This is a genomic window from Streptomyces sp. NPDC042371 (assembly GCF_056437465.1).
This window is the reverse complement of sequence record NZ_JBWKAP010000011.1, coordinates 283,298-308,654: the sequence shown is the minus strand read 5'-3', so window position 1 is coordinate 308,654 and position 25,357 is coordinate 283,298. Positions and strand designations below refer to the sequence as shown.

Below are 25,357 nucleotides of genomic sequence, written 5' to 3'. Positions count from 1 at the left end.
GAGCAGCATGAACGGTCGTGACCTGGTGCGTTCGGTGAAGGCGGTCGGCATGGTCGGCACGGCGCAGGGGTTGCGCACGGTGCGCTCCTCGTGGCGTCGGTGGCGGGCGGACGCGGCGGCGCTCGAACCTCCGGGCACGGAGCGTGCCCGGGTGCCGGGAACCGTGACGGCGATGGAGGCGGAGCCGGGGGGCGGTGTGGTGCGGTTCGCCCGTGCCGAGCTGCGGGTGCGGGTGACCACGGGCGGGGCGGTCTTCCTGGGCTGGGACGGGGCGGTGCCCGAGCCGTCGTACGCGCTGGCGTGCCGCAGCCCCGATCCGGATCCGCGGGCCGTCCTCGAGCCCGACACGGAGGGTGGCTGGCGGGTCGTCTCGGAGCGGGTGACGGTCGTCGTCTCGCGGTACGGCGCGGTGGAACTGCGCACGCCGGGCGGTGTGACGCTGCGGCGGGATCTGCCGCCTCGCTGGTGGGAGCGGGCCGACGGCGGCACGGCCCGCTGGGTGCAGCGGTCGGAGGTGCCTGCGGACGCGCGGTTCTTCGGTCTCGGCGGCCGGTCCTCGGGGCCTCGGCTGCGGAACGGGACGTACCGGCTGTGGAACACGGATCCGGGTGGCTCCTTCGGGCCGGGCGACGACCCGCTGTACATCACCATGCCGGTGCAGATGGTGGTGGCCGATGCCGCCACGCATCTGGTGTTCCACGACAACACGTGGGAGGGCGCGGTCTCGGTCCACGAGGGGGTGGAGGGCGCCGGGTCCGGTCATGACCGGGGTGGTTCGTGCGAGGTGCGGATGAGTGGCGGTCCGCTGCGGTACTGGGCAATGGTCGGCACTCCCGCCCGCGTGCTGCACACCTGGGCGTCGCTCACCGGTCCGCCCGCACTGCCGCCCTCGTGGGCGCTCGGGCACCATCACGCGCGGTGGGGTTTCGGCAGTGAGCAGGAGGTGCGGCGGATCGTCGCCGGTTATCAGGAGCGCGGGCTGCCGTTGGACGCGGTGCACCTGGACATCGATCACTACGAAGCGCACCAGGTGTTCACCGTCGACAGGGACCGGTTCCCCAAGCTGCCGCAGTTCGCGGACGAGTTGCGCAAGGGCGGGATCCGGCTCGTCTCGATCGTCGACCCCGCGGTGAAGTCCGAGCGGGGCGTCGAGGCGTACGACAGTGGTGTGGCGGCGGATGCCTTCGTGCGGGATGCCACGGGGCGGCCGGTGCGTGGTGTCGTGTGGCCCGGGGAGGCGGTGTTCCCGGACTTCACCGACCCACACGCGCGGGAGTGGTGGGGCACGCTCTACAAGGAGCGTCTCGATCAGGGGTTCTCGGGTTTCTGGCACGACATGAACGAGCCGGTGTCGTTCGCCGCGTTCGGGGAGGCGACGCTGCCGCGGTCGGCGCGGCACTCCCTGGAGGGGCGCGGTGGTGACCACCGGGAGGCTCACAACGTCTACGGCCTGGGGATGGCTCATGCGGGGTACAGGGCGCTGCGTGAACTGCAGCCCGAGGAGCGGCCCTTCTTGTTCTCGCGTTCCGGGTGGGCGGGAATGCAGCGCTACGGAGGGACGTGGTCCGGGGATGTGTCCACGGGGTGGCCTGGGCTGCGGGCGTCGCTGTCGCTGGTGCTCGGGCTCGGGTTGTGCGGGGTGCCGTACTCGGGTCCTGATGTGGGCGGGTTCGACGGCAGTCCGTCGCCGGAGCTGTATCTGCGCTGGTTCCAACTGGGTGCGTATCTGCCGTTGTTCCGTACACATGCGGCGATCGGGGCGGGGCGTCGTGAGCCGTGGGAGTTCGGTGACGAGGTGCTCGGGCACGCGCGCGAGGCGCTTGTCGAGCGCAGGCGGCTGCTGCCGTACTTCGTGACCCTCGCCCATCTCGCGCGGCGTACGGGGGCTCCCTATGTGCGGCCCTTGTGGTGGGGGAACCCTGAGGACAGGGCGTTGCGGGACTGTGAGGACGCGTTCCTGCTCGGCGATTCGCTGCTGGTGGCGCCGGTTCTGGAGAGCGGTGCGGTGCGGCGGGCGGTGCGGTTGCCTCAGGGGCGCTGGTACGACACGGCGACCGGCAAGTCGTATGAGGGGCCCGCGAAGGTGGTGGTGGACGCTCCGTTGTCGCGCATTCCGGTGTTCGCGCGCGCGGGCACGGTGTTGCCCGTGCGTGGCTGCGACGGCGGCCTGGAGCTGGAGGCGTGGGCGCCCACCGAGGGGCGCTCGGGTGGGGGCCTCGTGGTGGCCGATGCGGGTGACGGGTGGGCGGAGGCGGAGCTCGAACGGTTCACGACGCGGTGGAGCGAGGGGCGGGTGGTCGTCGAGCGGGAGGGTAGCGAGGACGGACCCGCACCGGGGCGTCCGGTGCGGGTCCGGGGTGTGGACGGGTGAGGGTCAGCCGCGACCGGGGCCTTGGGGGCCGGAGGCCGCTGCCGGGTGGCCGAGGCCTGCTGGCCGAGAGCTGCTGAGAGGCCGGTGACGGGGTCGGGACCGGCCGTGGGTCAGTAGCGGCCCTCGAACCACGCGTGGGCCGCCAGCCTGTGCAGCGGGAAGGCGAGCTCGTCGGGGCGGCGCAGCAGACCCCAGCCTTCGGTCTCGTCCGTCGGCGCGGACTCCGGCAGGTCCGTGACGGGCCGCTCCGGGAGGACGCCGAAGAGCAGGAGGTGCCCGTCGGACGCGCTCATGGCGTCGGCCAGGCGGACGTCGCGGCTCTCCGCTCCGATGCCGGTCTCTTCCTTCAGCTCTCGCACGACGGCGTCGCGCCAGTCCTCCCGGTCGTCGATGAACCCGCCGGGCAGCGCGATGCCTCCCCGCGCGGGAGCGATGGTTCGGGTCACGACGACCAGGCCGGTGCCCTGGGTGTCGTACACGGGCTGCAGGGCGATCGCCACGGGCAGCGGATTGCGGTAGGCCACCGCGCCGCAGTGGGCGCAGGTGCGGGGCCAGCTCGTGGGCCGGTCCTCGTAGGACGTTCCACAGCTCGAACAGTGCGAGCCTGGAACGGAGTTGGCGGAGTGTGGGGATGCGGGCACGCCGCGGACTGTATCCGATCCCCGTCGCGCCGGTCTTTCGCGGGTGGCGGTGACCCTGATAGACGCAGGGGCATGACAGGACTTGTCCCCGCTCTGCGGAATCTCGCCGTCTGTGCCGCCGCTCTGCTTTCCGTGGCCGCCGCCCCCTCCCCCGCGCACGCGCGGGCCGAGCCGAAGGCTCCGAAGGAGTTCGTCGCGCTGCGCGACGTCGACCCGACGATCATTCAGGAGATGCGCTACTTCACGCCGCACAACTTCGTGGGCGAGCCCGTCGACGGCTACAAGAAGCCGATGTGCATCCTCACTGAGCCCGCGGCGAAGGCCCTGCGCAAGGCACAGCGCCAGCTGTTGCGCAAGGGCTACTCCCTGAAGGTGTACGACTGCTACCGGCCGCAGCGGGCCGTCGACCACTTCGTGCGCTGGGCCGAGGACCTCGCCGATGAGCGCATGAAGGCGGAGTTCTATCCCCATGTCGACAAGTCACGGCTGTTCGAGGACGGTTACATCGCGGAGAAGTCCGGGCACAGCCGGGGCTCCACCGTGGATCTGACGGTGGTCAGGCTGCCGGCCCTGCCGACCAGGCCGTACGTCCCCGGGGAGCCACTCAAGCCGTGCTTCGGGCCGCCCGGCGAGCGCTTCCCCGACAACTCCGCGGACATGGGGACGGGCTTCGACTGCTTCGACACGCTGTCGCACACGGACGACCCCCGGATCGGGGGGAAGCAGCGCGCCAACCGCGACCTGCTGCGCAACGCGCTCGGCAAGGAGGGGTTCGCCAACCTCCCCGAAGAGTGGTGGCACTACACGTACAAGCCCGAATCGTTCCCCGACACCTACTTCGACTTCCCCGTCTCGCGGATGTCGCTGCAGGGGAAGTGAGGACGGACGACACCAGGGGTACCGCAGGGGGCGTCCGGGACCACCCCCGTCGGCCCCGGACACCCCCTACCGATACTCGGACGCCAAAGAAGGCAGTCCGGTTCACTGCGTCCCCCCGGATTTCACCCCTCCGACGAAAGTCGGCCACCTCCTGACGGAATCCGGTACCCCCTGACGAAAGTCGGTTGCCCGTGGCACACTTCTGACGTTCCGTCAGATCCAGTGCCTGGAGGAGCCTTGTCGCGCAAGCGCACACCCGTGGTGGCCAACTGGTTCGCCGGGGAGGATGACGACTTCCGCCTTCTGGGCACGCGCTGCTCGGCGTGCGCCTCCGTCTTCTTCCCGCGCGAGGACGGGTTCTGCCGCAATCCCGGCTGTGAGGGCGGGGAACTGGCCGAGGTGCCGCTGTCGCGGCGCGGGCGCGTCTGGTCGTACACCGACGGCCGCTACCGACCACCGCCTCCCTACGTCTCGGACCCGGAACTTCCCTGGGAGCCCTACACGTTGATCGCTGTGGAGCTGGCGGCAGAGCGGATGGTGGTGCTCGGACAGTCGGTTCCCGGGGTCTCCGTTGCCGATCTGGAGGTCGGCATGGAGGTGGAGCTCGTCCCCGGGGTGCTGAACGAGGACAGCGAAACGATCTGGACGACATGGCACTGGCGGCCCGTGGGGGTGAGCGCATGAGCGGCGAGGTGGCGGTGCTCGGCGCAGGCATGCACCCCTGGGGCAAATGGGGGCGCGGATTCGTCGAGTACGGAGTGGCGGCGGCGCGCACGGCGCTGGCGGACGCCGGTGTCGAGTGGCGGGACGTGGGCTCCATCGTCGGGGCGGACACGGTGCGCGGCGGCTATCCGGGGTATGTGGCCGGGGCGACGTTCGCCAAGGCCCTCGGCTGGCAGGGCGCGCGTGTGGCGAGCGTGTACGCGGCCTGCGCGTCCGGCGCCCAGGCGATCAACACGGCGCGCACGCAGATCCTCGCGGGCATGGCCGACGTGGTCCTGGTGGTCGGTGCCGACGCGGCGCCCAAGGGGTTCTTCCGACCGGCAGGCGGTAACCGGCCCGACGACCCCGACTGGCTGCGGTTCCGCGCCCTCGGAGCGACCAACCCCGCCTACTTCGGGCTGTACGCGCGCCGCCGGATGGCCGTGCACGGCGACACCCTGGAGGACTTCGCCCAGGTCAAGGTGAAGAACGCAGCGGTGGGCGCGCTCAACGCCAACGCGCGCTACCGCAAGGCCGTCACCGCCGAGGAGGTCGCCGCGTCCGCCGTCGTGGCCGATCCGCTGCGGCTGCTCGACATCTGCGCCACCTCGGACGGGGCCGCGGCCCTGGTGCTCTCCAGCATGGAGTTCGCACGCCGCCGCGGCGCACCGGACCCGGTGCGCATCCGCGCGGTGTCCACCGTCACCCCGACGTATCCGACGACGGTGCTCGACCTGCCGGACATCGCCACGGACTCGGCGGCGGGCGTGGACCCCGCCGACGGGACGTTCCGCGCGTCCATCGCGCGGGCTGCGTACGAAGAAGCGGGCATAGGCCCCGAGGACATATCGGTGGCCGAGGTCTACGACCTGTCGACCGCCCTGGAACTGCAGTGGTACGAGGATCTGGGTCTGTGCGGCGAGGGCGAGGGCGCCAAGCTGCTGCGCGACGGGGTGACGGCGCCGGGCGGGCGTGTGCCCGTGAACACCAGTGGGGGCCTCGCTTCCTTCGGGGAGGCCGTTCCTGCTCAGGCAATCGCCCAAGTCTGCGAGGTGACGTGGCAGTTGAGGGGGGCGGCAGGGGCGCGTCAGGTCGATGGGGCGCGTGTGGGGGTCACCGCGAACCAGGGGCTGTTCGGTCACGGCTCCTCGGTCGTCGCGGTGCGCTGAGGCCTCTCGGCGGGCCCGTGGGCGGCTCGGCGGACTCGCGGGGGATCCACGGGCCCGAGGGCCCGCCACGGGCGCTGTGGGGGAAGCCCACGCGCCGGTTAACCGTTGCCGTCCGCGACCTTGACGCTCCATCACCATCGGTGAACACTTCCGGGTGTCAGTCGGCGTCGCCGCACCTCGGCTCCCCGCGCTCAGAGCGTCCGCGCGCGCTAAGGGTCGGCACAAAGGGCCTGCTCAACGTGTCATCCCCCATCGGCGATCCGACTGTGACGGCACGCTCGCCATGGGCGCCGGGAGAGGCTCGGGAGACCTCTGCCTCCGGCTGCGTCAGCCGGGCGTATCCAGGCGGTAGTCGTGGGAACGCACCCTGCACGGAGGACCGGGGCCCACCGCCCCGGGCGAGGTCCTAGGAGCCGCCATGTACTCGAACGGGGACATCTTCGTCGGTGAGGTCATCGGCACCGCGATTCTGATTCTGCTCGGCGCCGGTGTGTGCGCCGCCGTCACACTCAGCCATTCGAAGGCGAAGGCCTCCGGATGGGTCGTCATCTCCTTCGGATGGGGCTTCGGCGTGCTCGCCGGCGCGTACACCGCGGGCCCGCTCTCCGGTGGCCACCTCAACCCGGCCGTCACGCTCGGCATCGCGATCGACACCGGGAAGTGGGACAAGGTCTGGATCTACGTCCTCGGGCAGATGGTCGGTGCGATGCTGGGCGCCGTCCTCGCCTACCTGGTGTACCTGGCGCAGTTCAACGCCAACGTCACGCGGGGCGCGAAGGGCGACTCGGAGGGCGTGCACGTGCCGACGCCGACGCTCGGCATCTTCTCCACCATCCCGGAGATCCGTAACCCGGTCGCAAACATCATCACCGAGGTCATCGCGACCGTTGCCCTGGTGCTGCCCATCCTGGCCTTCGGGCTCACCAAGGGGCTCGGCGAGTCCGGCACGCAGACGCTGATCGTGGCCTTCCTGGTCGTCGGTATAGGCCTCTCCCTCGGTGGCCCCACGGGCTACGCCATCAACCCGGCGCGCGACCTCGGTCCGCGCATCGTGCACACGTTCCTGCCGATCCCCAACAAGGGCACGTCCGACTGGAGCTACGCCTGGGTTCCGGTGGCCGGGCCGCTGATCGGCGGAGCTCTCGCGGGCCTCATCTACAACGCAGCCTTCTGAGTCTTCTCATCAAGGGGTAGCCATGCCGGACAGCTCCGAGAAATTCGTCGCCGCCATCGACCAGGGCACCACGTCGAGCCGCTGCATCATCTTCAACCAGGACGGCGCGATCGTCGCCGTGGACCAGCGCGAGCACCGCCAGATCTTCCCCAAGCCAGGCTGGGTGGAGCACGACGCCACCGAGATCTGGTCCAAGGTGCAGGCGGTGGTCGCGGGGGCGATCGCCAAGGCCGGGCTCAGCGCCGACCAGCTGAGCGCGCTGGGCATCACCAACCAGCGGGAGACCACGGTCCTGTGGGACCGCGCGACCGGCAAGCCCGTGCACAACGCGATCGTCTGGCAGGACACCCGCACCGCGGCGCTCTGCAACGAGCTGGGCGGCGCGGATGGTCAGGACCGCTTCCGCGAGCAGACAGGACTGCCCCTGGCGAGCTACTTCTCCGGGCCCAAGGCCGCCTGGCTGCTCGACAACGTGCCGGGGCTCAGGGCCCGCGCCGAGCGGGGCGAAATAGCCTTCGGCACCATCGACTCCTGGCTGATCTGGAACCTCACGGGCGGCACCGACGGCGGCAAGCACGTCACCGACGTCACCAACGCGGGCCGCACCATGCTGATGAACCTGGAGACGCTCCAGTGGGACCCGTCGATCCTGTCGGCGATGAACGTCCCCGAAGCGGTCCTTCCGGAGATCAGGTCGTCGTCCGAGGTGTACGGCACCGCGGTGGGCCAGCTCTCCGGAGTGCCCGTCGCCTCCGCCCTCGGCGACCAGCAGGCAGCCGTCTTCGGGCAGGCCTGCTACGACACGGGGACGGCCAAGAACACGTACGGCACGGGCAGCTTCCTGCTGCTCAACACCGGCAACCGGCCCGTCCCCTCGAAGAGCGGACTGCTCACGACGATGGGCTACAAGATCGGCTCCGAGGCGCCCGTGTACTGCCTGGAGGGGTCCATCGCGATCACCGGCGCCCTGGTGCAGTGGTTCAGGGACCAGCTCGGCATCATCCGCAATGCGGATGAGATCGAGACGCTGGCGGCGAGCGTGGACGACAACGGCGGGGCGTACATCGTTCCTGCGTTCTCCGGCCTCTACGCCCCCTACTGGCGTTCCGACGCGCGCGGTGTCGTCACCGGGCTCACCCGGTACGTCACCAAGGCGCACCTCGCACGCGCCGTCCTGGAGGCGACGAGCTGGCAGACACGCGAGGTCGTGGACGCGATGTACCAGGACTCGGGGGTGCGGATCACCACCCTCAAGGTGGACGGCGGCATGACCAAGAACAACCTCCTGATGCAGCATCAGGCGGACGTCCTGGGAGTGCCTGTGATCCGTCCCAAGGTCTCCGAGACCACGTGTCTGGGGGCGGCGTACGCGGCGGGGCTCGCGACCGGCGTGTGGAACGACCTCGACGAGCTCAAGGCGCACTGGCAGCAGGACGTCGAGTGGACGCCGCACATGGACGCCGACTCCCGGGACCGCGAGTTCCACAACTGGCGCAAGGCTGTGGAGCGGAGCTTCGGCTGGCTCGACGAGGACGGGGGCTGAGCCGAGCGGGACTGCGGTCCGTACCCCAGTCGGCGGGGGTACGGGCCGCGGCTGTGGCCGCGGGGCCCGCGCTACGTAGTGGCGGGTTCCCGTGCCGCCGCGGCCGTTGCCATTGCGTGCTCGACGACGTCGATGAGGACGTCCTTGACCGTCTCGCGGTCACGCGCGTCGCACAGCACGACGGGCACGTCGTCGTCGAGGTCGAGGGCCTGGCGCACGACGTCGGCAGGGTATCGGGAGGCTCCGTCGAAGCAGTTGACGCCGACGACGAAGGGTATGGAACGCCGCTCGAAGTAGTCCACGGCGGCGAAGCAGTCCTCCAGGCGCCGGGTGTCGGCGAGGACCACCGCGCCCAGGGCCCCGGTCGCCAGCTCGTCCCAGAGGAACCAGAAGCGGTCCTGTCCCGGCGTGCCGAAGAGGTACAGGACCAGGTCCTCGCGGAGCGTGATCCGGCCGAAGTCCATGGCCACCGTGGTGGTGTGCTTGCCCGCGACGCCGCTCGTGTCGTCGACGGGCCGGCCGACCTCGCTGAGGGTCTCCTCGGTGCGCAGCGGTTTGATCTCGCTGACCGCGCCGACCAGCGTCGTCTTGCCGACACCGAAACCGCCCGCCACGAGGATCTTCAGCGTGACCGGCTCGACGGGGGCCTTGCCGCGCTCACTACGCTTGAAGATCATCGCTCACTTCTCCTGGATCAGTGGTGTCGCGCGGGGCCGGTCCGTATCCGCCGCCGCCGGGGGTTTCGATCACGAGTACGTCGCCGGGGGCCAGGTCGGCCGAGTCCCTGCCGCCGAGCTCCACGACGGAACCGTCCGCGCGTTCCACGCGGTTGGCGCCGAGCGTGCCGGGGGCGCCGCCCGCCATGCCGTACGGCGCGACCTTGCGGTGCTGCGACAGGGTGGAGACGGTCATCGGCTCGCGGAACCGGATACGGCGCACGGCGCCGTCCCCGCCCCGCCACATCCCGGCCCCGCCACTGCCCTTGCGCACGGCGAACTCCTCCAGGAGGACGGGCAGCCGCCACTCCAGGACCTCGGGGTCGGTGAGCCGCGAGTTGGTCATGTGGGTCTGTACGACGGGCGCCCCGTCGAAGCCGTCGCCCGCTCCGGAGCCCGAGGCCACCGTCTCGTAGTACTGGTGGCGGTCGTTGCCGAACGTGACGTTGTTCATCGTCCCCGAGCCCTCCGCCTGCACGCCCAGGGCGGCGTAGAGCGCACCCGTGATGGCCTGTGAGGTCTCCACGTTCCCCGCGACGACGGCCGCGGGCGGCTCGGGCGCGAGCAGCGAGCCCGGGGGCACGATGATGCGCAGAGGGCGCAGGCAGCCGTCGTTGAGGGGGATGTCGTCGGCGACGAGGGTGCGGAAGACGTACAGGACGGCGGCGTTGACCACCGCGAAGGGCGCGTTGAAGTTCGTGGCGAGCTGTGGTGACGTACCGCTGAAGTCGATGGTCGCCGTGCGTTCCGCGCGGTCGACGGTGACACGGACGTGGATCGTGGCGCCCGAGTCCGTTCGGTAGGCGAACTCGCCCTCTTCAAGGACGTCGATGACGCGGCGTACGGAGTCTTCGGCGTTGTCCTGGACGTGCTGCATGTACGCCTGGACGACGTCGAGGCCGAAGTCGTCGATCATGCGGTTGACCTCGTCGACGCCCTTCTGGTTGGCGGCGATCTGGGCGCGCAGGTCGGCGAGGTTGGTGTCCGGGTTGCGCGAGGGGTACGGGGCGTCGGTGAGCAGGCTCCGGGTCTCGGTCTCGCGGAAACGGCCCTCTTCTACAAGAAGCCAGTTGTCGAAGAGGATGCCCTCCTCGTCGATGGTGCGGCTGTCGGCGGGCATGGATCCGGGGGCGATGCCGCCGATCTCGGCGTGGTGGCCGCGCGAGGCCACGTAGAAGAGGATCCGCTCCCCCGAAGTGCCGTGCTCCCCCGGCCTGTCGAAGACCGGGGTGATGACCGTGACGTCGGGGAGGTGCGTGCCTCCGTGATACGGGTCGTTGACGGCGTACGTGTCACCGGGGCGCATGCCGTTGCCTCGGCGTTCGATGACCTCCTTGACGCTGGTGCCCATCGAACCCAGGTGCACGGGGATGTGCGGGGCGTTGGCGACGAGGTTGCCGTCGGGGTCGAAGAGCGCGCAGGAGAAGTCGAGTCGCTCCTTGATGTTCACCGACTGGGACGTGGACTCCAGGCGGGCGCCCATCTGTTCGGCGATGGACATGAAGAGGTTGTTGAAGACTTCGAGGAGGACGGGGTCGGCCGCGGTGCCCGCGGTGGAACTCTCCGGTGCCTGGACGCGTTCCATGACCAGGTGCCCCGCGGTCGTCGTCGAAGCCTGCCAGCCGTCGTCCACGACCGTCGTGGCTCCGGCCTCGGTGATGATCGCAGGCCCGGTGACGGCCTTGCCGGGCGGGAGCTGCTCGCGGCGGTGCAGGAGGACGTCACGCCGACTGCCGCCGGTGTGCAGGCGGACCTGCTGCGGGGTGCCCGGCGTCACCTCGTCCGCCGACGTCGAGAGGTCGGGCGGTTCGGTGACTCCGGTGGCCTCGACGGAGAGGGCCTCCACGACGACGGGCCGGTCCAGGGTGAAGGAGTACGTGGCGCGGTGCCGGTCCTCGAACTCCCCGGTCATGGTGTCGGGGTCCGTGAGCTCCACGGTCAGGGCGGTGTCCGTGCCGTCGTAGCGGAGTTGGGCGCGGCGCGTGACGTGGATGCGGTCGGTGGGCACGTCCTCGGCGAGGAGTTCGTCGCGGGCCGCGCTCTCCAGGTCGTCGGCGGTCTTCAGGACGTGGGGCATCGACGACGCCGACAGGGGCGTCTCCACGGACTGCTCGCGCATCGCGGTGGTGTCGGCGAGTCCGATGCCCAGGGCGGAGAGGACACCGGCCATCGGCGGGACGAGGACGGTGCGGATGCCCAGCGAGTCGGCGACCATGCACGCGTGCTGGCCGCCCGCGCCGCCGAACGTGGTCAGGGCGTACCGCGTGACGTCGTGGCCCTTCTGGACCGAGATGCGCTTGACGGCGCCCGCGATGTTGGCGACCGCGATCCGCAGATAGCCCTCCGCCACCTGCTCGGGCGTGCGGTCGTCGCCCGTCGCCGCCCGGATCTCCTCGGCGAGGGCCGCGAAGCGGTCGCGGACGAGGGCGCCGTCGAGGGGCTGGTCCCCGTCCGGGCCGAACACCGCGGGGAAGTGGTCGGGCTGGATGCGGCCGAGGGCGATGTTGGCGTCGGTGACGGTGAGCGGTCCGCCGCCCCGGTAGCTCGCCGGGCCGGGGTCGGCGCCCGCCGAGTCGGGGCCCACGCGGTAGCGGCTGCCGTCGAAGTGGAGCACGGAGCCGCCGCCCGCGGCGACGGTGTGGATGTCGAGCATGGGGGCGCGCAGGCGGACCCCGGCGATCTGGGTGGTGAAGACCCGCTCGTACTCGCCCGCGTAGTGGGACACGTCCGTCGAGGTGCCGCCCATGTCGAAGCCGATGACGCGGTCGAATCCGGCGAGGCCCGACATGCGGGCCATGCCCACGATGCCGCCCGCGGGCCCGGAGAGGATCGCGTCCTTGCCGCGGAACGTGCCCGCCTCCGTGAGGCCACCGTTCGACTGCATGAACATCAGCCGTACGCCATGGAGTTCGTCGGCGACGTGCTGCACGTAGCGGCGCAGGACGGGTGACAGATACGCGTCGACGACCGCGGTATCGCCGCGCGGGACGAGCTTCATGAGGGGGCTGACCTCGCTGGAGAGCGAGACCTGCGGGAAACCGGTGCGCCCGGCGAGTTCGCCGATGGCCTGCTCGTGTGCGGGGTACAGGTGGCTGTGCATGCAGACCACCGCCACCGAGCGGATCCCGTCGTCGTACGCCTGCCGCAGCGGCCCCTCCAACCGGTCCAGGTCGGGTGCGCGCAGGACCTCACCGTCGGCTGCGACGCGCTCGTCCACCTCGATGACGCGGTCGTAGAGGAGTTCGGGCAGGACGATCTCTCGGGCGAAGATCTGCGGGCGGTTCTGGTAGGCGATGCGGAGGGCGTCGCGGAAGCCGCGGGTGATGACCAGGGCGGTGGGTTCGCCCTTGCGCTCCAGGAGGGCGTTGGTGGCGACGGTGGTGCCCATACGGACGGCATCCACCTGCGCGGTGGCGGCGCCGTCTCCGGTCGCCGATCCGTCTGTCGCGGCCCCGGCCGCCGCCGCCCCGGCCAGCAGTTCGCGGATCCCCGCGACCGCCGCGTCACGGTAGCGCGCGGGATTCTCGGAGAGGAGCTTGTGCGTGCGGAGGCTGCCGTCCGGGTGCCTCGCGACGATGTCGGTGAAGGTACCGCCCCTGTCGACCCAGAACTGCCAGCCAGTCACGTTCTCACTCCCGCTTCCGCGCTGTTCAGAGCGCCCGGAGGCCGCTGATCACGTCGCGCAGAATACTCTCGTCCGGCAGCTCGGCGGGGGGCACGGGGCGGGTCACGTGCACCAGTTCGCCGTCCACGAGGTCTCCTATGAGCACGCGGACCACGCCGATGGGCAGGTCGAGCTCGGCCGCCAGCTCGGCGACCGACTGGGGCGTGTCACGGCACAGCTCGACTATGTCCACGTGCTCCGGAGACAGCGTCTGGTCCGCCTCCGGGATGCCGATCGCGTGGGCCTCGGTGACGACGACCGCGATCAGGTCGAGCCGGTGCTGCCCGTTGCTCGTGGTGCGGCCGCGCGTCATCGCGTACGGACGCACGATCGGGCCTGCGTCGTCGTCGAACCAGCGGGGCGTCTCCTGTGCCCCCGGTAACTTCCGCGTCGTCGTTGCTCTCTGCGTTCTCTGCGTCCCTCGACCGTCGTCGCTCATGACCTCCCACTACCCCCCGGCGGGCAGATCCGTGCGCGGTGCCGTACCCAGATGCACACCCACGCGCTTGACCAGCAGCGTCATTTCGTACGCCACCAGCCCGACGTCGGAGTCCGCGTCCGCGAGGACGGCGAGGCAGCTGCCGTCGCCCGCGGCCGTGACGAAGAGGAAGGCGTCGTCGAGCTCGACCACGGTCTGGCGGACCCGGCCCGCCTCGAAGTGCCGGCCGACCCCCTTGGCGAGGCTGTGGAACCCGGAGGCGACGGCAGCGAGGTGCTCGCTGTCCTCCCTTGTCAGGTTCTTCGACACACCGGTCGGCAGGCCGTCTCCGGAGAGCACCAGTGCCTTGCGGATGCTGGCGACGCGCTGCACCAGGTCGTCGAGGAGCCAGTTCAGCTCACCCCGTCCCCCGGTCGTGGTGGTGCGTGCGTCGGCATTCGGTGCGGTCATCGACCGTCCCCCTCGGATGTCGTTCCTGGTGCTGTGCCGTTCGTGGCGTCGTCGCCCGCGGCGTTTTCGTCGCGGCCGCGCTGCCAGCCCCGCTGGAGCGATGCCATGCGGCTGCGTACCTCTTCGGCGTCGCGCTCCTCCGGCCGGGTCTCGGCGCGCGGGGAGCGGCGTTCGGGTCCGTCCTTCAACTGCGGGGCCAGGTTGGCCTGCCGGACGCGGCGGGGCAGTCCGCCCGCGGTGGTCGTGGTGGTCCGGTCCCTGGGTGCTCGGTCTTCGGTGGTGCGGTCCTGCGCGCCGCGGCGGCCGCGACGCGGGAGGTCGGCCGGCGCGTCGTCGACGGCCGTGACGTCGTGGTGCGGAGGCAGCAGGCCGGGCCAGGAGGGCTGCTGCTGCGGGCGCTGCGGGGACGGGAAGTCGTCCTCGGCCGCCGGGGCCAGCGGCCTGCTCTCCGGAGGCCTGTCCTCCTGGAAGCGGTCGTCCTCCTGGAAGCGGCTGTCTTCGGTGAAGCGGCTGTCCTGGGTCCTGCCTCCGGGGAAGCGGCTGTCCTGCGACCTGTCGTCGGGGAACCGGCTGTCCTGGGGCTTGGCGTGGGTCACCGGGCGGCCGTTGGAGCGGACCAGCTTCGGGGTCCTGCGGCGCGGCAGCGGAACGGGGCCTCCGGAGTGGGCGTCCTCGGCGAGGCCGTCGTCGGCACCGGTAAGCGCGGTGTCCCGGCGGGTCGGCTCCGCGCGGCCCGCCTCACGGTCGTCGCGGGCCTGCTGGTGCTGTTCCGCGGGCGGGCCCGCCACCCGGCGGCGGGGCCGGAAGATGCCGCCGCGCTCGCTGTCCTCGTCGTCGAGGGCCCCGGGGAAGCCGTCGAGGTCGGCCATGCCGACGGGCGCCTCCAGCTCGACGGGGCCGTCGAGGACCGAAGCGGGCAGGCCCGGCAGCTGCACGGGCACCTGGGCGAGGGCCGCGGTGCGGTCCACTCCCTGGTCGGCGCCCGCCACGGCCTCCTTGGCCTGCGCGCGGTCGATCCGGAAGCCGGTGCCGTCGGTGTCGGGCACGTCGTCGGTGAGCAGGGACTCGGGCACGAAGACGACGGCGGTCGTACCACCGTACGGCGAGGGCTGCAGCGAGACGCGGACGCGCTGGCGCTGTGCGAGACGGCTGACCACGAACAGGCCGAGCCGGTCGGTGTCGGACAGTTCGAACTCGGGGGTCTCCGCAAGGCGCAGGTTGGCGTCCAGGAGGGCGTCGGGGGTCATGCCGAGGCCCCGGTCGTGGATCTCCAGGGTGAAGCCGTTGGCGACGTGCTCACCGAGGACCTGCACGGCGGTGTGCGGCGGCGAGAACACCGTGGCGTTCTCCAGGAGCTCCGCCATGAGGTGCGTGAGGTCGGCGACCGCGGGTCCGGTGACCGCGATGCGGGGCAGGCGGCGCACCTCGATGCGTTCGTAGTCCTCGACCTCGGCGACGGCCGCGCGGACGACGTCCATGAGCTGGACGGGCTTGCGCCACTGTCGCGAAGGGGCGGCGCCGGACAGGATCACGAGACCCTCGGCGTGCCGCCGCATGCGGGTGGTCAGGTGGTCGAGGCGGAACAGGTCGGCGAGCTCGTCGGTGTCCTCGGTCCTGCGCTCCATGGTGTCCAGGAGCGTGAGCTGCTTGTGCAGCAGGACCTGGCTGCGGCGGGCGAGGTTGACGAAGACTTCGGAGACGCCGTGGCGCAGGTCGGCCTGTTTGACGGTGGCCTCGACGGCGGCGCGCTGCAGGGTGTTGAGGGCCTGGCCGACCTGGCCGATCTCGTCCTTGCCGTACGTCAGCCGGGGCGCCTCGGTCTCCACGTCGACCTGCTCACCGGCCGCGAGGCGGCGCAGCACGCCGGGCAGCCGGACACCGGACGCCTCGTGGGCGTCGAGGCGCAGGCGGCGCAGGTCCCTGATGAGGCTGCGGCCGATGCGTACGGACATGAAGAGCGACAGCAGGAGTGCGAGCAGACCGAGGACACCGGCCGCGATGACCCGGACGATCACACCGACGGCCGCGGGCTCGACGCGGTCCTGGAAGCGGTCGGTCGCCTCGATGTTGCTCTCGGAGAGCTGCTTGAGCACGCGGCCCGCCGCCTCGTCCCAGTGGGCGGAGGTGACCTTGTGCGGGGTGCCTGCCCCGGATTCGATGATGGCCTGCTCGGCCTTGCGCAGCTGGGTGGTCTCGGTGCCGTTCCAGTAGCGCTCGTAGCGGGCGCGGTCGTCCTCGGGGAGCTGCGCGAAGTTCACTTCGAAGAGGAGTCCGCGCTGGGCGCGGAGCTCGGTGGCCTGTCGGATCTCGGCCTTGGTGAGCCGTCCCGCGACGAGCGCCGAACCGATCAGCGCGTCCTCGCGGGAGAGCAGTTCACGCGCGCGGGTGGCGCCGACGAGTGCACGGCCCTGCTGGTCGTACTTCATGTCGTCGAGGCCGGAGAAGCCGTTGAGCGTGGAGAGCAGGTCGAAGTAGGGGTCGATCAGCTTGGTGTACATGTTCAGGGCGCCGATCCGGGTGATCGTGCCCTCTTCGACGCTGCGGCGCAGCGGCTCGATGCTGTCGAAGGCCTCGACGAGCTCGTTGAGCCGCTTGCGCGAATCCCCGCTGAGGCCGTCACGGACGTCCGGGTCCTGGGCGTTGGCACGGATCTTGTCGATCATGTCGTCGGTCGCGGTGCGGCTGCGGCGCAGCGCGCCCGTGGCGTCCGAGGCCCGGGGGTCGGCGAGATAGACGAGGGTCTGGCGACGCTCCCGTTGGATGACCCGCGCCGTGTCCTCGACCGGATAGGCGAGCTTGTCCACCACGTTGACCGAGTCGACCAGGCTCAGTGCCTGTCGGCCCGTGACCACGGTGGCAAAGGCCCAGATCGCCGTAAGGGAGAGCAGCGGCACGAGCAGCAGCGCCACGATCTTCCGGCGGATGGACTTCCCGCGAAAGCGCATGGCGTCCCCCAGATCGGCCCCCTGCGGCCGTTGCACGGGCCAGGGGCACACATGTGCGTCAACAAACGGCGCGAGCCTACTACTGACTCACGGGCAACTCGAAGGCGCATCCGAACGCTTTTCAGCCGTGACGCGAAAGGGACATCCCTAGTTGTCCCTCCATTACGGGAGATTGCGTCCCAGCATGTGGCGCATGCAAGCAGGCGCCATCCGCCTTTGTACGCACGCCAGTTGGCCGGATCTATTCGCTCCACGGAAGCGGAACGGGAATCTTTCGGATCTCTCGTTCGTCTTTGAATGAGAGAGCCGCGGATCGAGGGATCGAGGGCAGGTCACCGGCCCGCCTCGGGTACGTCACGGGGCAGGCGACATGAAGTGCGGCAAAACGGGCAGCCACTCGTGAGCGGCGGGGGGAGTGACGAGATGATGGGTACGGCAGAGCGCCACAGGGAGTCGGGCAGTGGCGCGGTGGACGGGGGCGCGGCGGCGCGGGAGATCGCTCCGCAGGGGGCTGCCGCACAGAGGCCTGTTCCGCGGAGGCCTGCCCCTCAGGGGCGTGTATCCGTGGAGCGCGAGAGCGTGGAGCGCGAAATGGCTGAGCAACGACCGCAGTTGTGGGTCGAGGAGCCCGCCCGCAGAAGGCGGTTGCCCGATCCGGTGCGCACGGCCGCGGTGCGGGCCGTGATCATAGTGGCGCTCACGCTCGTGCAGGCCATGGTCGCCTTCCTGGCGGCGCTGGCCGGGTCGTGGCTTTCCTTCCCCATGGTGCTCAGCAGCGTGGCCAGCACGGTCGTGGCCACGTGGGGCGTGCTCGACGTGTGGGTGACCCGCCAGGTGTGGAACCAGCGGAACGGCGTGGTGTCGATGCCGAGCAGCACGGCACGGCGGCTGCGGCGCGAGCGGCGCCGGGCCCGCCGTCAGGCTCGGGCCGCGGCGCGCGGGAAGGACCGCATACAAGGGCGCAGCGGGCCGGGGCAGTTGTCGCACCCCTGAGCGGCGCCGACCGTACGGTGCCGATGGGCCGGGACGGACGCGCCCTCGGGCTGCGCCGTTACGGTCTCAGACCCCGGCGAGTTCCGCCGCCCGGTGGGCCGCCAGCCCTCTGCGCAGCTTCATGAAGGGACGGGCGCGGTCGACTGCGAGGACCGCAGTGGTCCGTCCGGCGCGCTCATAGACGGCAAGGAGCCCCTCGCCGCGCCCGCCGCCTTCCGCCGGGACGCCCAGGCCGTCCGGCGAGCCCTCGACGATGCGCACGGTGTCCCCGTCGCCCCGCCGTCCGGCGAACTGGATGCGGGAGCCGTACTGATCCGACCAGAAGTAGGGCAGCGGGCGCAGGGTCTCGACCGTGTGACCTGCCAGCAAGTTCCGTACGGCTACGCGCGGTTGCTCCGTGGCACTCGTCCAGTGCTCGGCGCGGACCCCGCCTGCTCTGGCGACATCGCCCACCGCGACGACCTGGGGCAGCGCGGTGACGCAGCCGTCGTCGCACAGCACACCGTCGTCCACGGCCAGGGAGGAGCCCGCGAGCCAGCCCGTGTTGGGTGTCGCCCCGATGCCGACGACGACCACGTCGGCGGGGAGCAGCCGCCCGTCGGACAGTTCGACGGCGCTGACGGAGCCACGGGCCCGAGCGGTCGGTGCGCCACGAAGCCCCGCCACGCCGACCCCCGTCAGGAGCCAGGCCCCGCCGCGCGTGTGCAGTCCCGCGCACACCTCCGCCATCTCGGGGCCGAGTTGGGCCGTGAGGGGCAGCGGTGCCGCCTCGACGACGGTGACATCGTGACCGAGCCCCATGCACGAGGACGCGGTCTCGGCGCCGATGAAGCCGCCGCCGATCACCACGACGCGCCGGGGACCGCGCGTCAACTCCGCCCGCAGTTCGCGGGCGTCGTCCAGAGTGCGCAGGGTGTGGACTCCGGTGAGCGGGGGCCCGGGAAGCCGTCGGGCCGATGCCCCGGTGGCGATGACGACGCCGTCGCCCGCCACGGTGCGGCCGTCGTCGAGGACGACCGTGCAGCCGCGCGCGTCGAGAGACCTGACACGTGTGCCGAGCATCCACTCGGCGGCGAGCTCCGCCGTCTCCTCCTCGTCGGTGAGGGCGAGTTGACTCTCGTGCGCCGTGCCGTCGAGGAAGCCCTTGGACAACGGCGGCCGGTCGTAGGGCCGGTGCGATTCGGCCCCGATGACGACCAGGCGGCCGTCGAATCCCTGGGCGCGCAGCTCCCTGGCCGCGTACAGACCGGCGAGGGAGGCGCCCACCACGATGGCGGTCCTCATGCCGCGGATCCCTTCTCGGTGGCGACGAGCACATGGATGACGCCGTCCTCGACGTACACCTGGTGGGTGCGCACGGGGCGGCGCGCGGGCAGGCACGTGGGACTGCCGGTGCGAAGATCGAATGACGCGGCGTGCAGTGGGCATTCGACCAGACAGCCCTCCAGCCATCCCTCCGACAGGGAAGCATCCTGGTGGCTGCACGTGTCGTCGATGGCGTAGAGCTCGCCGTCGGCGTTGAACACCGCGACGGGCGGTGTGGTGTCAAGGCGGACGGATTCGCCCGCGGGGAGGTCTTCAAGGCGGCATACGGGGATCATGGGCCCCCCTCTTGGAGTCATTCGGCCCGGTCCTGGGCCCTTGGTGGACCAAGACCCTTCGGTAACATGATGTTTCGCATGGCGCACGAAGGAGCGCTATGCGCAACAGAATCCGGGTGGGGTGCCCATCACGTCAAGGGCTTCCCGAAGACGCGGCTTCAACAAGCCGCCAGGTGGTGAGAGTTCAGATATGACGGGCGACCGGAAACAGGCTGATCAGGACAGGGCGCCCAGCGCCGAACCGCGGGAGAAGCCGTCGAAGGGGGCGTCCGGATCCGTCCAGTCCGTGGACCGCGCGGTGAGCGTGCTGGAGATCCTCGCGCGGCACGGCGAGGCCGGGGTGACCGAGATCGCCGATGAGCTGGGCGTCCACAAGTCGACCGCCTTCCGGCTGCTCGGCGTGCTCGAGAACCGGGGCCTGGTCGGCCAGGCGAAGGACCGCGGGAAGTACTTCCTGGGCGCGGGCGTACTCCGCCTCGCGGGGGCGGCGGCAGTGCGCATGGACATCTCGCAGGAGGGCGGCCCCGTCTGCCGCGAGCTCGCGGACGAGCTGGGCGAGACGGTCAACATAGCGGTCCTGGACGACGACGCCGCGGTCAACATCATGCAGGCCCGCGGCCCGGCCTCGGTCACGGCGCAGAACTGGCTGGGCCGACGCACCCCGCTGCACGCCACGTCCAGCGGAAAGGTGCTCCTCGCCCATCTGCCGACGACCCTGCGCGAGGGCCTGATGGCGCGCACCCTGCCGCGCCTGACCGAGCACACGGTGACCGGCACGGTGGCGCTGCGCGGGGAGCTGGACGCCGTGGTCGATCAGGGATTCGCCGTCGCCGTCGAGGAGTTGGAGGTCGGCCTCGCCGCCGTCGCCGCGCCGGTGCGCGCGCACGACGGCAAGGTGATCGGCGCCCTCAGCGCCTCCGGTCCCGTCTACCGGCTGACCGAGGACCGTCTCACCGAGCTCGCCAAGCGCACCGTCGCCGCCGCCGTCGAGCTCTCCCGGCGGATGGGGTACGGCTTCTGATTCTCGCGCCGGGGTACGGCCGCTGAATTTTCCGTGCCCGGCCCGCGCCGCCGCGGTGCGGGCAGGGCGCGAGGGTTCCGCGGATCTCCGCGGACGAAGCGTCGCAGCGTACGAACGCATGAGGGCGGGGCCGTGAGTTCACGGCTCCGCCCTCCCGCATGTGTGCGCGCCCCCGCGCGCTCCCAGGAACGGCGAAGGCTTGGCTCCGCCCCCTTGACGGCCTCTTGATGGCGTTCTCACTATGTCTCTCATAGCGCAACCGAACGTGCACTACGCAACAACGCAGCCACGCCGTGCGCAACAGCAGAGGAGTCTGGCCGTGCCCCACGAGGTCCGTGCCGTCGTCGCCCAGAAGAAGGGCGCACCCGTAGAGGTGCAGACGATCGTCGTGCCAGATCCCGGCCCCGGAGAGGTTCTCGTCTCCGTACAGGCCTGCGGGGTCTGCCACACGGATCTGCACTACCGGGAGGGCGCGATCAACGACGACTTCCCGTTCCTGCTCGGCCACGAGGCGGCCGGCACCGTGGAGGCGGTCGGCGCCGACGTCGACGGCCTCGTCCCCGGCGACTGCGTCGTGATTGCCTGGCGCGCGCCCTGCGGGGCCTGCCGCTCCTGTCTCCGCGGCCGCCCCTGGTACTGCTTCGACTCGCGCAACGCCGCCCGGCCCATGACGCTCCTGGACGGCACACCGCTGAGCCCCGCCCTCGGCATCGGCGCCTTCGCCGAGAAGACGCTGGTCGCCGCCGGGCAGGCCGTGAAGGTCGATCCGACGGCCCGGCCCGAGGCCGTGGCTTTGATCGGCTGCGGCGTGATGGCAGGGTACGGGGCAGCGGTGAACACCGGCCGGGTGGGCCGCGGCGACACCGTCGCCGTCATCGGCTGCGGCGGCGTCGGGAACGCCGCGGTCGCCGGGGCGTCCCTGGCCGGGGCCCGCCGCGTCATCGCCGTCGACATCGACGAGGCCAAGCTGGACGGGGCGACCCGGTTCGGTGCGACGCACACCGTCAACTCCCGCGGCACCGACCCGGTTGCGGCGGTCCGGGAGCTGACCGGCGGCCACGGCGTCGACGTCGCCATCGACGCGGTCGGCACCCCGTCGACGTACGCACAGGCCTTCTACATGCGTGATCACGCGGGTGTGCTCGTCCAGGTCGGGGTGCCCGACCCGGAGATGACGATCGATCTGCCGCTGATCGACCTCTTCTCCCGGGGCGGCGCCCTCAAGTCGTCCTGGTACGGCGACTGCCTGCCCACCAGGGACTTCCCGATCCTCGTCGACCAGTACCTGAGCCGCCGCCTCGACCTGGGCGGATTCGTCTCCGAGACGATCACGCTCCACCAGGTGGAGGAGGCGTTCACAAGGATGCAGCGCGGCGAGGTGCTGCGATCGGTGGTGGTCCTGTGAGTCCCGACCGGCCCGGAGGGCCCCGCGTGGTCGTGATCGGCGCCGGGATCGTCGGCTGCTCGCTCGCCGACGAGCTGACCGCCCGCGGCTGGACCGACGTCACCGTCCTGGACCAGGGACCGCTGCCCGCCCCCGGCGGCTCCACCTCGCACGCACCAGGCCTGGTCTTCCGGACGGGCCCCTCCAAGACACTCACCGCGTTCGCCACGTACACCGTGGAGAAGTTCAACGCCCTTGAGGTGGACGGCCTCCCCTGCTTCCACCCCGTCGGCGGCCTGGAGCTCGCCACCACGCCCGAGCGCTGGGCCGACCTGCACCGCAAGGCGGGTTTCGCCGCGTCCTGGGGCGTGCGCGCCGAGCTGGTCGGCCCCGCGCGCTGCAAGGAGCTGTGGCCGCTCATCGACGAGTCCCAGGTGTACGGGGGGCTGCACACGCCCGAGGACGGCCTGGCCCGCGCCGTGCCCGCCTGCCGCGCGCAGCTGGAACAGGCACGCGCGCGTGGAGCACGTCTTCTCGAACGGCACACCGTGACGGGCATCGAGCGGGACGGTGGCCGCGTCACCGCCGTCGTCACCGACCGCGGCACCTTCCCCGCCGACCACGTCGTCTCGGCTGCGGGCTTCTGGGGGCCGGTGATCGGGCGGATGGCGGGTGTCGACATCCCCCTGCTGCCGCTCGCCCACCAGTACGTGAAGACCGCGCCCCTGCCCGAGCTCGCGGGTCTCAACGACCCGCGCACGGAGGCCTCTCGGCCGATCCTGCGCCATCAGGACCGCGACCTGTACTTCCGTGAGCACACCGACCGCATCGGCATCGGCTCGTACGCCCATCGCCCGCTGCCCGTCGACCCGTTCACGGTCCCCGCGTACGACGACGCCGAGGACATGCCGTCCTCGTACCCCTTCACCGAGGAGGACTTCGCGCCCAGCTGGGAGGACTGCCGTCAGCTCCTCCCCGCGCTGAAGGGGGCGGAGATCGCGGAGGGCTTCAACGGCGTCTTCTCCTTCACGCCCGACGGCATGCCCGTGCTCGGCGAGTCCCGTGCGCTGCGGGGCTTCTGGCTGGCCGAGGCCGTGTGGGTGACGCACTCCGCGGGCGTCGCCAAGGCGGTCGCCGAGTGGATGGTCGACGGACGGCCCTCCCTCGACCTCCACGAATGCGAGCTGACCCGCTTCGAGGACGCCCAGCGCTCCCCCGCGTACGTGGCGGAGCGCGGCGCGCAGCAGTTCGTCGAGGTCTACGACGTCATCCACCCGCTCCAGCCGATGGACCGGCCTCGGCCCCTACGGGTCAGCCCCTTCCACGTCCGTCAGCAGGAGCTGGGAGCGGTCTTCCTGGAGGGCGGCGGGTGGGAGCGCCCGCACTGGTACGAGGCCAACGCCCCACTGGCCGAAAGTTTCGAGGGCTTCGAGGGCTTCGAGAGCCGCGGTCGCGACGGCTGGGCGGCCCGCCACTGGTCGCCCGTCGCGGCGGCCGAGGCGCGCGCCACCCGCGAGCGGGTCGCCCTCTACGACATGACGCCGCTGCGCCGCCTGGAGGTCACGGGGCCCGGCGCCCTGGCCTTCCTGCAGCGCATGACCTCCAACAACCTGGCGAAGAAGCCGGGTTCGGTCACCTACACCCTCCTCCTCGACGAGGCCGGAGGCATCCGCTCCGATCTGACCGTGGCACGGCTCGCTCCCGACCGGTTCCAGGTGGGCGCCAACTCCCCCGCCGACCTCGACTGGCTGCTCCGCCACGCCCCCGACGACGTCCACCTCAGGGACATCACCTCGGGGACCTGCTGCGTCGGCGTGTGGGGTCCGCTGGCCCGCGCGCTCGTCCAGCCGCTCACCCGCGACGACTTCTCGCACGAGGCGTTCGGCTACTTCAAGGCCAAGGAGACGTACATCGGACACGTCCCGGTGACCGCGATGCGCCTGTCGTACGTCGGTGAACTGGGCTGGGAGCTGTACACCACCGCCGATCTGGGGCTCCGGCTCTGGGACACGCTGTGGGATGCGGGGCGCGCACACGGCGTGATCGCGGCCGGGCGGTCCGCCTTCAACAGCCTCCGTCTGGAGAAGGGGTACCGCGCGTGGGGCCACGACATGACCACCGAACACAACCCCTACGAGGCGGGTGTCGGCTTCGCCGTCCGCATGAACAAGGGCGACTTCGTGGGCCGTTCGGCGCTCGAAGGACTCGGGGAGCCCGCACGGAAACTCACCGCCCTGCTCCTCGACGACCCCGCCCCCGTCGTCCTCGGCAAGGAACCCGTGTACGTCGACGGTGTCCCCGCCGGGTACGTCACCAGCGCCTCGTACGGGTACACCCTGGGCCGCTGCGTCGCCTACGCCTGGTTGCCGCCCCTGGAGACGGGCACGGGCGTCCACATCGAGTACTTCGGCGAGAAGGTTCCCGCGACGGTCGCCGAGGAGCCCCTGTTCGACCCGGAGATGACCCGCATCCGCCGCTAGCCCCAAGGAGGCACAGGTGTCCCCCACCTACGACGTGATCGTGATCGGCCTCGGCGGCATGGGCAGCGCCGCCGCGCACCACCTCTCCGCGCGCGGGTGCCGCGTCCTCGGCCTGGAGAAGTTCGGCCCGGTGCACCGCCGCGGCTCCAGCCACGGCGGTTCCCGCATCACCCGGCAGTCGTACTTCGAGGACCCCGCGTACGTACCGCTGCTGCTGCGCTCCTACGAGCTCTACGACCGCCTCGAACGCGACACCGGCCGCGACATCGCCACCCTGTGCGGCGGCGTGATGCTCGGGCACCCCGACAGCCGCACGGTCTCCGGTTCGCGGCGCTCCGCCGAGCAGTGGGACCTGCCCCACGAGATGCTCGACGCGAAGGAGATCCGCCGCCGCTTCCCGACCCTGACTCCGGGCGACGACGAGGTGGCCCTTTACGAGGCGCGGGCGGGTCTCGTCCGCCCCGAGAACACCGTGGCCGCACACCTCCAGCTGGCCCTGCGGCACGGCGCCGACCTGCACTTCGAGGAGCCGATGACACGGTGGGAGCCGTACCGGGACGGGGTGCGCGTCCACACCGCGGAGGACACCTACACCGCCGGACAGCTGGTGATCTGCCCGGGCGCCTGGGCACCTGAGCTGCTGACCGACCTGGGGGTGCCATTCACCATCGAACGCCAGGTCATGTACTGGTTCCAGCCCTCCGGCGGGGTTGCCCCCTACCTCCCGGAGAACCATCCGATCTACATCTGGGAGGACGCCGAGGGCGTCCAGGTCTACGGGTTCCCCGCCATCGACGGGCCCGACCTGGGGGCGAAGGTCGCCTTCTTCCGCAAGGGCACGCCGTGCACGCCGGAGACCATCGAACGGACGGTCCACGACCACGAGATCGTCGCGATGGCCGACCAGGTGGGGCGGCTGATCCCGGGCCTCCCCGGCGGCTTCCTCAAGGCCGCCACCTGCATGTACTCCAACACCCCCGACGAGCACTTCGTCATCGCCCGCCATCCCGAGCACCCCGGGTCGGTGACCGTCGCGGCCGGATTCTCCGGACACGGCTTCAAGTTCGTGCCCGTGGTCGGCGAGATCCTCGCCGACCTTGCGACGGACGGCACCACCGAGCACCCCATCGAGCTCTTCGACCCGAGCCGCCTCGCCGCCACGCCTGCCTGAGGAGTACGAAGACC

At 71.2% G+C, this 25,357-nt stretch carries 19 protein-coding genes; 11 read left to right on the top strand and 8 right to left on the bottom strand.

Annotated elements, in window-relative coordinates; translation table 11 throughout:
- Window positions 1-7: 7 nt before the first annotated feature.
- Window positions 8-2,371, top strand: coding sequence for a glycoside hydrolase family 31 protein (locus AC068B_RS31580; RefSeq protein ID WP_478674946.1), 2,364 nt, complete (start codon window positions 8-10; stop codon window positions 2,369-2,371).
- Between the two features lie 110 nt (window positions 2,372-2,481).
- On the opposite strand, the gene AC068B_RS31575 is transcribed toward AC068B_RS31580, so the two are convergent.
- Window positions 2,482-3,012, bottom strand: coding sequence for an NUDIX domain-containing protein (locus tag AC068B_RS31575; RefSeq protein WP_478674945.1), 531 nt, complete (start codon window positions 3,010-3,012; stop codon window positions 2,482-2,484).
- Window positions 3,013-3,084: 72 nt separating this feature from the next.
- On the opposite strand from AC068B_RS31575, the gene AC068B_RS31570 reads away from it, so the two are divergent.
- The 5 genes from AC068B_RS31570 to glpK all read left to right on the top strand — a co-directional run bounded on the left by AC068B_RS31570 (window position 3,085) and on the right by glpK (window position 8,479).
- Window positions 3,085-3,891: a M15 family metallopeptidase gene (locus AC068B_RS31570; RefSeq protein WP_478674944.1), complete on the top strand. Its 807-nt coding sequence runs from the start codon at window positions 3,085-3,087 to the stop codon at window positions 3,889-3,891.
- A 258-nt stretch (window positions 3,892-4,149) separates the two neighbouring features.
- Window positions 4,150-4,575, top strand: coding sequence for a Zn-ribbon domain-containing OB-fold protein (locus AC068B_RS31565; RefSeq protein ID WP_478674960.1), 426 nt, complete (start codon window positions 4,150-4,152; stop codon window positions 4,573-4,575).
- The gene (locus AC068B_RS31560; RefSeq protein WP_478674943.1) at window positions 4,572-5,762 is read left to right on the top strand and encodes a lipid-transfer protein; all 1,191 of its coding nucleotides are present in this window, start codon (window positions 4,572-4,574) and stop codon (window positions 5,760-5,762) included. The genes AC068B_RS31565 and AC068B_RS31560 overlap by 4 nt, the downstream gene beginning before the upstream one ends.
- A 418-nt stretch (window positions 5,763-6,180) precedes the next feature.
- Window positions 6,181-6,936: an MIP/aquaporin family protein gene (locus AC068B_RS31555; RefSeq protein ID WP_478674942.1), complete on the top strand. Its 756-nt coding sequence runs from the start codon at window positions 6,181-6,183 to the stop codon at window positions 6,934-6,936.
- Between the two features lie 22 nt (window positions 6,937-6,958).
- Window positions 6,959-8,479 (top strand): glycerol kinase GlpK, encoded by a 1,521-nt coding sequence (gene glpK, locus AC068B_RS31550; protein WP_478674941.1) that lies wholly within the window; start codon window positions 6,959-6,961, stop codon window positions 8,477-8,479.
- Window positions 8,480-8,550: 71 nt separating this feature from the next.
- On the opposite strand, the gene AC068B_RS31545 is transcribed toward glpK, so the two are convergent.
- The 5 genes from AC068B_RS31545 to AC068B_RS31525 are packed head-to-tail and all read right to left on the bottom strand — an operon-like array spanning window position 8,551 to window position 16,693.
- Window positions 8,551-9,156: a GTP-binding protein gene (locus tag AC068B_RS31545; protein WP_468568630.1), complete on the bottom strand. Its 606-nt coding sequence runs from the start codon at window positions 9,154-9,156 to the stop codon at window positions 8,551-8,553.
- Window positions 9,140-12,820 (bottom strand): hydantoinase B/oxoprolinase family protein, encoded by a 3,681-nt coding sequence (locus AC068B_RS31540; RefSeq protein WP_478674940.1) that lies wholly within the window; start codon window positions 12,818-12,820, stop codon window positions 9,140-9,142. The genes AC068B_RS31545 and AC068B_RS31540 overlap by 17 nt, the downstream gene beginning before the upstream one ends.
- A 25-nt stretch (window positions 12,821-12,845) precedes the next feature.
- Complete coding sequence (locus AC068B_RS31535; RefSeq protein WP_478674939.1) at window positions 12,846-13,298, bottom strand: DUF742 domain-containing protein; 453 nt, start codon at window positions 13,296-13,298, stop codon at window positions 12,846-12,848.
- Window positions 13,299-13,307: 9 nt separating this feature from the next.
- Window positions 13,308-13,748: a roadblock/LC7 domain-containing protein gene (locus tag AC068B_RS31530; RefSeq protein WP_150165449.1), complete on the bottom strand. Its 441-nt coding sequence runs from the start codon at window positions 13,746-13,748 to the stop codon at window positions 13,308-13,310.
- A complete protein-coding gene (locus AC068B_RS31525; protein WP_478674938.1) occupies window positions 13,745-16,693 on the bottom strand; it encodes a nitrate- and nitrite sensing domain-containing protein in 2,949 nt (982 codons plus the stop codon). The genes AC068B_RS31530 and AC068B_RS31525 overlap by 4 nt, the downstream gene beginning before the upstream one ends.
- 426 nt (window positions 16,694-17,119) lie before the next feature.
- On the opposite strand from AC068B_RS31525, the gene AC068B_RS31520 reads away from it, so the two are divergent.
- Window positions 17,120-17,686, top strand: coding sequence for a hypothetical protein (locus AC068B_RS31520; protein ID WP_478674959.1), 567 nt, complete (start codon window positions 17,120-17,122; stop codon window positions 17,684-17,686).
- Between the two features lie 66 nt (window positions 17,687-17,752).
- Here the strand turns inward: AC068B_RS31520 and AC068B_RS31515 are convergent, their stop codons facing one another.
- Together AC068B_RS31515 and AC068B_RS31510 are read right to left on the bottom strand one after the other, a co-directional pair.
- Window positions 17,753-18,970, bottom strand: a complete 1,218-nt coding sequence (locus AC068B_RS31515; protein WP_478674937.1) for an NAD(P)/FAD-dependent oxidoreductase — start codon at window positions 18,968-18,970, stop codon at window positions 17,753-17,755.
- Window positions 18,967-19,287 carry a bifunctional 3-phenylpropionate/cinnamic acid dioxygenase ferredoxin subunit gene (locus AC068B_RS31510; protein ID WP_356258919.1) on the bottom strand — a complete coding sequence of 107 codons (321 nt, stop codon included), beginning with the start codon at window positions 19,285-19,287 and terminating at the stop codon, window positions 18,967-18,969. The genes AC068B_RS31515 and AC068B_RS31510 overlap by 4 nt, the downstream gene beginning before the upstream one ends.
- A gap of 190 nt (window positions 19,288-19,477) precedes the next feature.
- Here AC068B_RS31510 and AC068B_RS31505 point away from each other — a divergent pair, with 190 nt between their 5' ends.
- The 4 genes from AC068B_RS31505 to solA all read left to right on the top strand — a co-directional run bounded on the left by AC068B_RS31505 (window position 19,478) and on the right by solA (window position 25,343).
- Entirely contained in the window at window positions 19,478-20,308 is an 831-nt protein-coding gene (locus AC068B_RS31505) for an IclR family transcriptional regulator (RefSeq protein WP_478674936.1), read from the top strand.
- A gap of 319 nt (window positions 20,309-20,627) precedes the next feature.
- Window positions 20,628-21,713 (top strand): S-(hydroxymethyl)mycothiol dehydrogenase, encoded by a 1,086-nt coding sequence (locus AC068B_RS31500; RefSeq protein WP_478674935.1) that lies wholly within the window; start codon window positions 20,628-20,630, stop codon window positions 21,711-21,713.
- A 26-nt stretch (window positions 21,714-21,739) separates the two neighbouring features.
- The gene (locus tag AC068B_RS31495) at window positions 21,740-24,172 is read left to right on the top strand and encodes a GcvT family protein (protein WP_478674934.1); all 2,433 of its coding nucleotides are present in this window, start codon (window positions 21,740-21,742) and stop codon (window positions 24,170-24,172) included.
- A 16-nt stretch (window positions 24,173-24,188) separates the two neighbouring features.
- On the top strand, window positions 24,189-25,343 hold the full coding sequence (gene solA, locus AC068B_RS31490; protein WP_478674933.1) for an N-methyl-L-tryptophan oxidase: 1,155 nt from the start codon (window positions 24,189-24,191) through the stop codon (window positions 25,341-25,343).
- The last annotated feature ends 14 nt before the right edge of the window (window positions 25,344-25,357 follow it).